The following is a 9,126-nucleotide window of genomic DNA, read 5'->3' on the forward strand; positions in this document are numbered from 1 at the left end:
GCATATGAGATTTATTTTTTTTGTAATTTTCACTAAAAAAATTGGCCAGTTAGTCAAAACTTTGGCCAGTTTATTTTTTTTATACATCGTTTTTCATTTTAGATGAGTTTAAGTTTTGATAAACTCAAGATATGTTTTAATTAAATATAGTGTTGATATAAGGAATAATCTTAATAAAAAATTCCCTTCGCTTGAGCGACGTGTCGGCGAAACACTTTAAGCCACTGTGTAGGCGCTATGAAATTTTAGGCAACGACCTTGATCCAAAATTTACTTTTTTACTACCTCTTACACCCATTGATAATACTTCATTATATAAGTTTTTCACATTAAAAATGGTAATATAATTTCCTTGTAAGTAAAAAAGTAGGAGTATACCGATTAATTGATATACCCCTACTATTTTTTTTACATTATATAACAATTGCTTAGAAGTGCTCTCCATTTTCATAATACTTCTCTTTTTCAAAAACTGTAAAAGCTAAATCCATACTTTCTATATTTAGATTTTCTCTTATATTGTTAGTGATTATTTTAGCTACTGTATCTTGAACCTCTTGACCTCTATCAAACCAAGCTACTTCTACAAATGGATATACATCCGCTATCTTACCATTTCTTATAGCAACAGACTTTATACATTCTATTTCAAAATAATCTCTTGGGCATTTTACAGCTTCTACTAATTCATCAATCATCTTTTCACTTATCTTACAGATGTCGTTTTCATTTATTCCTCTTACTTTTATTTGTGGCATAACTTTCCTCCTATTGTTGAGTTTATTACTTATATTTATCTTACCATTTAGTCAATATTTCCTACATAGGACAATCTTGTAATAGATATATTATAACAAATTATTTAAAAATAACAAAATGGTTAGTAAATTATAGTATCATAAAACTCTATAATGAGTTATATAACCTTCTTTTCTTATTTGAAAGTTCTTTTCCATTATTTCTTTTTTAATAATGTTTTTGTTGTCTAAGCTATACCATAAGTTCCATATATTTAAGTTGTCTAAATTATCATACTCTTTTTTCAAAACTTCAACGTAATCATTATATATATTACTTATCCTTATCACTATTTGATAAATCATGCCATCTATCTATTATATCAAAATATTCATATATATTCTCCACCTTTCCTATGCGATAACTGTATATGGCTTAATTTTGATTATTGCTTTTTGATTGAATTAAATTGTGATTTATTTTTTAGTATACATTATAGGAATATAAAAAAGAATTGATTAAATAACCAATTCTTTTCGTGTATTTCAATGGTGGAGATGATTCACAACAATCAAACCCACCATTCCATATCTTAAATTTTATAAATAAACCTTACCTAAAAGTTTATAAAATTAGTTTTATATTTTTTACTTTTCCATGTGCATCGTAAGTATACTCTCTATATTTAGCTTCTCCTATCAAGAAGTTTCTTTTTATCTTGACTTTTATGTTTATTAACCAATCATCATTATTGTACTCAAATTTTAGTCCTTTTACCTCATCGTCTGATTCATGGTAATTAATATCAGTTGCTCTGTCATTTACATCATAAGTGTATACAATCTTATTTTTATTAATAACTGAAAGGCTTGGCTCAGCTGACGAGTTAATTTCTGAATATCCTACTAGCCTTCCAAAATCATCATATTCATAACATGTATAATGATATGGTTTTTCATCATTTCCATCAAGTTTATTATCTACCATTGAGATTAATTTGTCATTATTATAATCTGTAGTTAAGGTAGCCTTTTTATATTCATAATGAGTAAGCAAAAGTTGACACACAGTATCAACTTTTGCTTACTCCCGTTCATCATAGTTAATTCATTGCAATGACTTTAATTTTATCTTATTGTATCAAAACATAACAAGAACCGTATCTTTCTTTATTAAGTTGCAAAAACTACTTATTTCTTTTTATATCCCAGTTTTTTTAACTTAGTTCTTCCTTTTAAATCCTAATTTAGTATTTTTTTATTAATGTTGTTATGATAGTAACTATATCTAAAAATAAATTCAAGTACAAAATCTTTGTTTCTACTTCATAAATTCTATAACCAAGTCTTCTGCATGTACCTTTATTATATTATATCCATCTGATTCTACTAGTAACTGAAACTCTATTGTATTATCATAGTCTATTTTTATACAACATGAGTCAATAAATCCAGTGTTATTAGCTTCTACATTTTTAGTTCCCTTAAATATAACCTGTAATAATTCAACTTCTGATTTATCCTCATTAAATTTAAAATAATTAGAACATGTTTCTATATTAATATAAAAATCACTGTCGTCTTTCATTCCAAAATCATTTACAGTACACTCTCTAAAATCAAAATTTTCAACAAAATATTGAAGGTCCTTTGACAGATTTAAATTTTTAACTTCCTTTCGTCTATCATATTCATCTGTAATTACTCTACTCATTGATATTAATTCATTAAATCTATAATAATAACCTATATCCTCATTATCCATCCATTGTTGTAGAATTTTTAATTTGAATTCCTCACCTTTTTTTGTATTTGATTTTTTTAAATATTCATCAATATCATTTTCATAAAATATACTTTTTATTTCTTCTATTATTAATTCTTTAGCTTCTATAATATAGCATAATTCCTCTCTTTTAATTTTTTTATCTTCTAATTTCAAATAATCTTCTTTATATTCATTATTTTCTTGTTGATAAATTGAAAATATAATCCTAAATCCATCTTTTATTTCATATAATTCAACTTTAGTAAACATCTTGTCTAAAAAAATTTCTGTATCATAAAGTAAGGATTTAAATGTAAACCTTAAGTAGTCAAATTTGCATTTTGTGTTTGTACAATCTAACTCTATTATATGTTCATTGAAAAAATCATAGCTTTCATATTTAACAATAGCTCCATTTAATAAATTATCTTTTAATATATGTCTGTATTTTGGAGTAATAATAACGTTTTTACTATATTCCTCTCCATATTTATAATCTAATTTTAAACTGCTCTTTTCACATCTATTTTCTTTATACATATTTATATTATCTTCTTTCATTTATTTTTATAGTATCATTTAAATTTAATAACTATTTAAGGTAAAATGGATTCGTTTGTGCAGATCCATATAATGCATGAGACTTACGTTGTTTCTATACTCTATTACTTGATAAATAACGAGCATGATAGTGATAATAAAAACGTGGTATTTGCTTACCGTTTTTGTTCTTAAGATGACATTCTGGCCCTTTTACTGTAGCACCTTTATCAGTTGCAGCTTTTGCAATAGTAAAGGCATTATATTTCTTTTTAGTCCATACATCCTGATTTTTTTTCAAACGTGAAATAGCTGCAGATTTACTTATTCCATCGCTCATATATACCTGATAATCTTTTATCATCGCTTTATAGTATGTATACTTTTTACTTGTTTTAGCCACAGTAGCTTTTACCCATGTGACACCGTTATAAATAATTGCAGCCCCTATTAACACTGAATTAACAAGTCCTCTTATAATTCTAATCCCTGTAGGTTCCTTTATAGCCTGTGAGTAATGCCCACTTGGATCTGTAAAGTTTATAGGATTATTTGCACAATATGCATAAAGATGCAATGTACTAGGATTATTAATTTCTCCTCGATAAGTATCTCTCGTTATAAATCTACCATTATTAGGATCATAATATCTAGCGTTTAAATAATATAGACCTGTACTTACATCATATATTCCAGCTGTATAGCAAACCTCATTGAAGAAACTACTATCACCTATAGTTGTTGTCACTCCAAAATCATCGTAGTCATAAATAACTGGAGAAGTTCCATCTTGTCCTACTACACTTGTTGTACTTCCTTGAACATCCTTGTTATAAGTATAATACTTGAATCCTTCACTGCTATATCTTGTAGTACCTATAACATTTCCGTCAATACCTAAGAAGTTTTGACTTGTCTTACTTCCATCTTTATCTGATGTATATAAAACTACTCCATCTTGGTAGAAGTAATTTACTACATTGTTTCCTTCCTTTTTCTGTATACGATTACCCTTTCCGTTGTATAAATTTTCTTGATTTATAAAGTAATAGGAATTTATTATATCATTAGGTTTATTTATAATGATATACTATCTGAATCTATATCTATATCGTAACTATGATCTAGATTATTATCTAACAAATAAGCTTTATTTCCATATTCATAATTTAAGAGATACTTATTTATCCAATAAATCATTATATCTTCTAAATCATAAAAATAACCATCTCCTATTTTATGAAGTTCAAAAAATTCCTTCTCTCTTTCCATACCCAAATCTCCTAAACTTCGTTCCCATTTCACAAATTCTAATTTAATATTTCTTCTTTTTATATTAATGTTATTGGGACAATATACGTATGAATAACTTTCATTAATTGTATACTTATCATAAGTAATTCTAATAATCATATTCCTCTTCCTTTATTTCACCTTATATTTAATACCATATGTGCGCAGGAAATTTAATGTATTTACTTTTAGCATGATAATGATTATACTTTCCTGGCTGTTTTTTCTTATCTCCATCTCTATGATGAAGAGGTTCTCTACTAGTAACAGAGTGTGCAAGATTATATGCCCTCTCTTCACTCGTACTCCAAACAGATTGATTAAGTATAACTCTTTGAATAGCTTTATGAGATTTAATATGTGGTCCGATAAATACCTCTTTTCTCTTTAATTTTAATGAATACATTAAAACTGCCTTATAATATCCAACTTTCTTCTTTCTTAAATTTTTAGCAACATATTTAATATAGTAGTACGTTGCTCCTGCAACTATAACATACGTTGTAATCTTTGCAATAGTTATTAATACTCCATATCCAAATCGAATGGCAATATGACCACTTGGATCTACATAGTTAATAGGGTTATTAGCACAATATGCATAAAGATGCAGAGTACTAGGATTATTAATTTCTCCTCTATAAGTATCTCTCGTTATAAATCTACCATTTCTAGGATCATAGTATCTGGCATTCAAATAGTATAAACCTGTACTTACATCATATATTCCACCTGTATAGCAAGCCTCATTGAAGAAACTACTATCCCCTATAGTTTTTGTCACTCCAAAGTCATCGTAGTAATAAGCTAGTGGTACCTATAATATTTCCATCAGTACCTATAAAGTTTTGGCTTGTCTTATTTCCGTTCTTATCTGATGTATATAAAACTACTCCATCTTGGTAGAAGTAGTTTACTACATTACTACCTTCTTTCTTCTGTATACGCTTACCATTTCCGTTATATAAATTTTCTTGATTTACAACTTCCTTTGTTCCATTAACGGTAATATATTTATACAGTCTATTATCAACATCGTAAGTATTTTCAAGTGATCAATTTTTGCAAATACTATATATAGTAAATAATTAAACCATTCTACAGAGAATCATCATAATCATACTTAGTGAAAGTTAACATACAGTGTCAGCTTTCATACTCCAGAGTATAGTAGGAAAGTCATTGAAATGACTTAACTTACTATATGAGATACCTTCATTCAAGTTAAATATTTCATACACTATATTTGTTTATATCTAGGCACTAATCATGTTTTATATATATAGGTAAAAAAATAGCCTTTGAATCTTTTTCTTTCACTAAATTATAAACTTTTTTACTTACAATTATTTTTTTATTACATCCGAAATATTCAGATGTAATATTTACATCTTCTAAGTCATCTAGTGTATTTTTATCAATATATTTATTTATGTATGTTTCGTCTATTTGTAAATTTCTATGTAACTTTCCACAATTACTACAAATAAATAAATCAGAATATGAGTCATCACAAAATGCATTTACATCTAACACATTATCACTATATAATCTATAAGCAATTATATTTTTTCTTTTTGTATAACATTCTTTAAAATATTTAACATCAATTCCATTTTCAACTAAATATTCATACATTGGCTGAGTTGTAAGAAATACGCTTCTATTGTACTCTAATGTAAATGTATTATAACTATTTTTATTTATTCTTTTAGGACTTATTTCTAAATTTTCTTTTAATTCTATTGAATCACACAGATTACAGATATTTTCATACTCATTATCAGATTCTTCATCATAGTCAAAACAATATCTATTAATAAAATATGGCTCATATGCTACTGCTTTATCCATTTCAACATTACTAAACACTGGATATAAGCATTGTATTTTCAATATAATATCATCTTTATAATCATTAATTAATTGTTTAGCTTCTAAGAATATTGGATTTGTCTCATCTATTTTATATATAGGGTCAATACCTATCATTTCCTTTAATTCATATTTTTTTAACTTATTTTTAATACGATGTAACTTTCTTTGTATAATATATGGATAATCTTTTGATTCATCTGAAAAACCTATTGTAAATTCTATATATAACTTCATTACTACTCTCCTTAACATTTTTGTATATTAACATTATTTTTTATAATATTTAATTATGCTATCTATTGCTACTTTTCTTAGCTCTGGCATATCATTATAAACTATCCTACAATATCTAGTAAGTTGTTCCTTAGTTAACTTTTCATAATTTTTCTTATAAGGAACAACTCGTCTCCATCTCTTAGTTATTTTTCTATGTAATTCAGGTGTTGGTGAAACAGATGGGTAATCCTTTTTCTTACTTCTAAAGTCTGATGCTTTGTCTGCCACACTAACTACAAGCTTACATGATCTTTTAACATATGAACCTGGTAAAAAAGTAATAATTGTAGCACCTACATCTCAAAGCAAGTATCCAGCATTTAAATAAACGGTCAATAACTTTATACCCACTGAAAATTCAAGTCCGAAGCCCTGGTTGCTATTTTTTTAATTCTCTATCTAAAAATCGAATCTCAAACAATAAAGGTCTAATAATAAATATTTTATTAGACCTTTATTTTTACACCAATATATACGTTTACTTTCTATAAAAGAAGATCATAATCATAGTCATCGTCATCTTCTTGATAAAATTTTATTATATTTTTCTTTGTTAATTTATTTTCTCTTGTTATTTTATAAGCAATAACTTTTTTATCTGATTCTTCATCCAACACAGGTTCTTTTAGCCATAATATAATACTTGTCATATCATAGTTTTTATATGATACTTTAAATATTTCTTCTATTACCTTTACCATTTCTAATGTAGAAAAACAAGGTACTTTTGTTGGAACTCCTTCTGTAAGATAACTATATATATATTTTGATGTATCATCTTCTCTTTTTTCATAACGAGCGAATTCTATTTGGTCAAAACTGTCTGAACTCTTAAAAACGAATTCTGCTAATACTTCAAATATTTTTTCTATTTCAGAATACTTATCTTTAATAACTATTTTTTTCATATATTCTCCTATTCCTATAGAAATTTTTTAACTTTCTTCAGTATGCTCATTAACAAACAATTTTTTACTTTTAAATTTACACTGAATTATAATAATCAAAGCTATAAATATAATTACTTCGATTATATTTAATTTGTCATATAAAATTCTAACCCATCTGATATGTGTATCTAAAGTTATATTTTTATTATAATTTCCATCTTTTATTTTTATAATATTCTTCTCAATACTGTATGTTTTATTATTTATAGAAAATTTATTTGAATTAATACTATTAAAAATATTATTATTAATTTCATCCTCTGAAATAATAGTATTTTTATCTGTATCTATAACCTGCTCATAATACTTATCATCATTTCTATATGTACATATAATATGGAGTAGACCTTCTTTATCAACATAAAAATTATCGACTATTGCCTGCATGCCTATAGAACATATAAAATCACCTTTTTTATTAAATTTCTCTATCCAGTTGTTATTATCTATTCCAATATAGAAGTTTTCATCCGAATCTACATATAATCCTGATATATCATAAAGTGGTATGTTTCGATTTGTAACCAATTCTTGTGACTTAACCTGTGTATGCTTAAACCAATATATATCTTCTATCAATGATGTTCCTATCAAGGTTATAATTATTGAATACAGAATTATTTTTGATATATTTTTCATATGTTTACCTTTCTACTTATAAAAATATCTACTATCTATTATTATATATTTTATCTTCATCCCATCGACCTTTATCAATAGTTATCCTTATAATCATGTAGTCTTGCTCCTTTAATATATTTTACATTTTTAAACCATAGAAATTCCTTTATCATCTCTTCTGCATAATAAAGTGTCGTACCTCCAACTATTACAGTTGTTGTAATCTTTGCTAACATAACTAAATCACCAAAACCTAGTGAAATATCAATATAAGTAGTAAAATCAACATAATTTAGGAAATTCTTTTGACTTAAAATCCATTTTGTCCCAATTAATGATATCCTAACTATTCAACTTATTCATAACTAGACTTTAATTTTGTTATTAACAATATACCTATTATAAATATTAATCCATACTGCATAGTATTTAATGGTAAAATACCTACACTTAATGAAATAACATGTATATTTTTATCATATACAAATATTTTATTTAATCCTATTTTGTATTTAATATTATTTATTTCAATAGATTTGTATTTGAAGAATCCAACTATTTCATTAAAAATACCTACTAAATCGAAATCCAATAATAAATCTATAATTTTTTCTGTGTCACTACTTTTATATATTACTGACTTATGAAAGAATTCATCTTCATCAAGAAATTCTTCATTTTCAAATATTAGCTTATTTTTATAAAAATCCATCTTATAAATTTTTTGTTTTGCGTACATATTTGAATTATCTGAATCACAATAGTCTTCTTCTATTATATATAAATCATCACTTATAACTTTAAAACCTGCACCAATTTTATTTTTCATCTCCCCAAAATATACACCCGTAATGTAATTACCATCATAATCAAATACTTGAACCCATTGATTACTCCCTAAGTAGATTTTTTTATCCGATATAACCATACTGTCTGCCATATATATAGGATATGATTCATTCATTATACTTAATTCTTTTTTATTCATAGTTCTAAAAAATGATGAAGCTGAACCTATAGCTCCAAATATAATCATAAAAATACAAATTATTTTAATAAAGTT

At 25.7% G+C, this 9,126-nt stretch carries 11 protein-coding genes and 1 pseudogene; all 12 read right to left on the reverse strand.

Annotated features, from left to right (window positions below; all coding sequences use genetic code 11):
* Positions 1–428: 428 nt before the first annotated feature.
* The gene (locus NSA58_RS11310) at positions 429–758 is read right to left on the reverse strand and encodes a DUF1904 domain-containing protein (RefSeq protein WP_039681307.1); all 330 of its coding nucleotides are present in this window, start codon (positions 756–758) and stop codon (positions 429–431) included.
* Positions 759–1,362: 604 nt separating this feature from the next.
* Positions 1,363–1,806: a hypothetical protein gene (locus tag NSA58_RS11315; protein WP_074078913.1), complete on the reverse strand. Its 444-nt coding sequence runs from the start codon at positions 1,804–1,806 to the stop codon at positions 1,363–1,365.
* Between the two features lie 252 nt (positions 1,807–2,058).
* Positions 2,059–3,045, reverse strand: coding sequence for a hypothetical protein (locus tag NSA58_RS11320; RefSeq protein ID WP_074429327.1), 987 nt, complete (start codon positions 3,043–3,045; stop codon positions 2,059–2,061).
* Positions 3,046–3,160: 115 nt separating this feature from the next.
* On the reverse strand, positions 3,161–4,132 hold the full coding sequence (locus NSA58_RS11325; RefSeq protein ID WP_079764728.1) for an RHS repeat-associated core domain-containing protein: 972 nt from the start codon (positions 4,130–4,132) through the stop codon (positions 3,161–3,163).
* The gene (locus tag NSA58_RS11330) at positions 4,123–4,458 is read right to left on the reverse strand and encodes a hypothetical protein (protein ID WP_074429329.1); all 336 of its coding nucleotides are present in this window, start codon (positions 4,456–4,458) and stop codon (positions 4,123–4,125) included. Before NSA58_RS11330 ends, NSA58_RS11325 begins: the two co-directional genes overlap by 10 nt.
* A 28-nt stretch (positions 4,459–4,486) precedes the next feature.
* A pseudogene (locus tag NSA58_RS11335) lies at positions 4,487–5,125 on the reverse strand (RHS repeat-associated core domain-containing protein); the annotation flags it as partial.
* 476 nt (positions 5,126–5,601) lie between these two features.
* Positions 5,602–6,450, reverse strand: coding sequence for a hypothetical protein (locus NSA58_RS11340; RefSeq protein ID WP_257560477.1), 849 nt, complete (start codon positions 6,448–6,450; stop codon positions 5,602–5,604).
* Positions 6,451–6,483: 33 nt separating this feature from the next.
* Complete coding sequence (locus NSA58_RS11345) at positions 6,484–6,720, reverse strand: hypothetical protein (RefSeq protein ID WP_074429332.1); 237 nt, start codon at positions 6,718–6,720, stop codon at positions 6,484–6,486.
* Between the two features lie 257 nt (positions 6,721–6,977).
* Positions 6,978–7,400, reverse strand: coding sequence for a hypothetical protein (locus NSA58_RS11350; RefSeq protein WP_257560478.1), 423 nt, complete (start codon positions 7,398–7,400; stop codon positions 6,978–6,980).
* 27 nt (positions 7,401–7,427) lie between these two features.
* Positions 7,428–8,081: an NHL repeat-containing protein gene (locus NSA58_RS11355; RefSeq protein WP_074429334.1), complete on the reverse strand. Its 654-nt coding sequence runs from the start codon at positions 8,079–8,081 to the stop codon at positions 7,428–7,430.
* Between the two features lie 74 nt (positions 8,082–8,155).
* Entirely contained in the window at positions 8,156–8,299 is a 144-nt protein-coding gene (locus NSA58_RS11360) for a hypothetical protein (RefSeq protein WP_257560479.1), read from the reverse strand.
* 119 nt (positions 8,300–8,418) lie between these two features.
* Positions 8,419–9,126: hypothetical protein (locus tag NSA58_RS11365; protein WP_257560480.1), on the reverse strand; the 708-nt coding region annotated here is incomplete at its 5' end.

The sequence above is a fragment of the Terrisporobacter muris genome (genome assembly GCF_024621905.1).
In the GTDB taxonomy this organism is placed as follows: domain Bacteria; phylum Bacillota; class Clostridia; order Peptostreptococcales; family Peptostreptococcaceae; genus Terrisporobacter; species Terrisporobacter muris.

What these genes read in the sequence shown, in the direction of transcription:
- NSA58_RS11310 (WP_039681307.1), bottom strand. Translation starts at nt 758, where the DNA reads ATGCCACAAATAAAAGTAAGAGGAATAAATGAAAACGACATCTGTAAG.
- NSA58_RS11320 (WP_074429327.1), bottom strand. Translation starts at nt 3,045, where the DNA reads ATGTATAAAGAAAATAGATGTGAAAAGAGCAGTTTAAAATTAGATTAT.
- NSA58_RS11330 (WP_074429329.1), bottom strand. Translation starts at nt 4,458, where the DNA reads ATGATTATTAGAATTACTTATGATAAGTATACAATTAATGAAAGTTAT.
- NSA58_RS11340 (WP_257560477.1), bottom strand. Translation starts at nt 6,450, where the DNA reads ATGAAGTTATATATAGAATTTACAATAGGTTTTTCAGATGAATCAAAA.
- NSA58_RS11350 (WP_257560478.1), bottom strand. Translation starts at nt 7,400, where the DNA reads ATGAAAAAAATAGTTATTAAAGATAAGTATTCTGAAATAGAAAAAATA.
- NSA58_RS11355 (WP_074429334.1), bottom strand. Translation starts at nt 8,081, where the DNA reads ATGAAAAATATATCAAAAATAATTCTGTATTCAATAATTATAACCTTG.
- NSA58_RS11360 (WP_257560479.1), bottom strand. Translation starts at nt 8,299, where the DNA reads ATGTTAGCAAAGATTACAACAACTGTAATAGTTGGAGGTACGACACTT.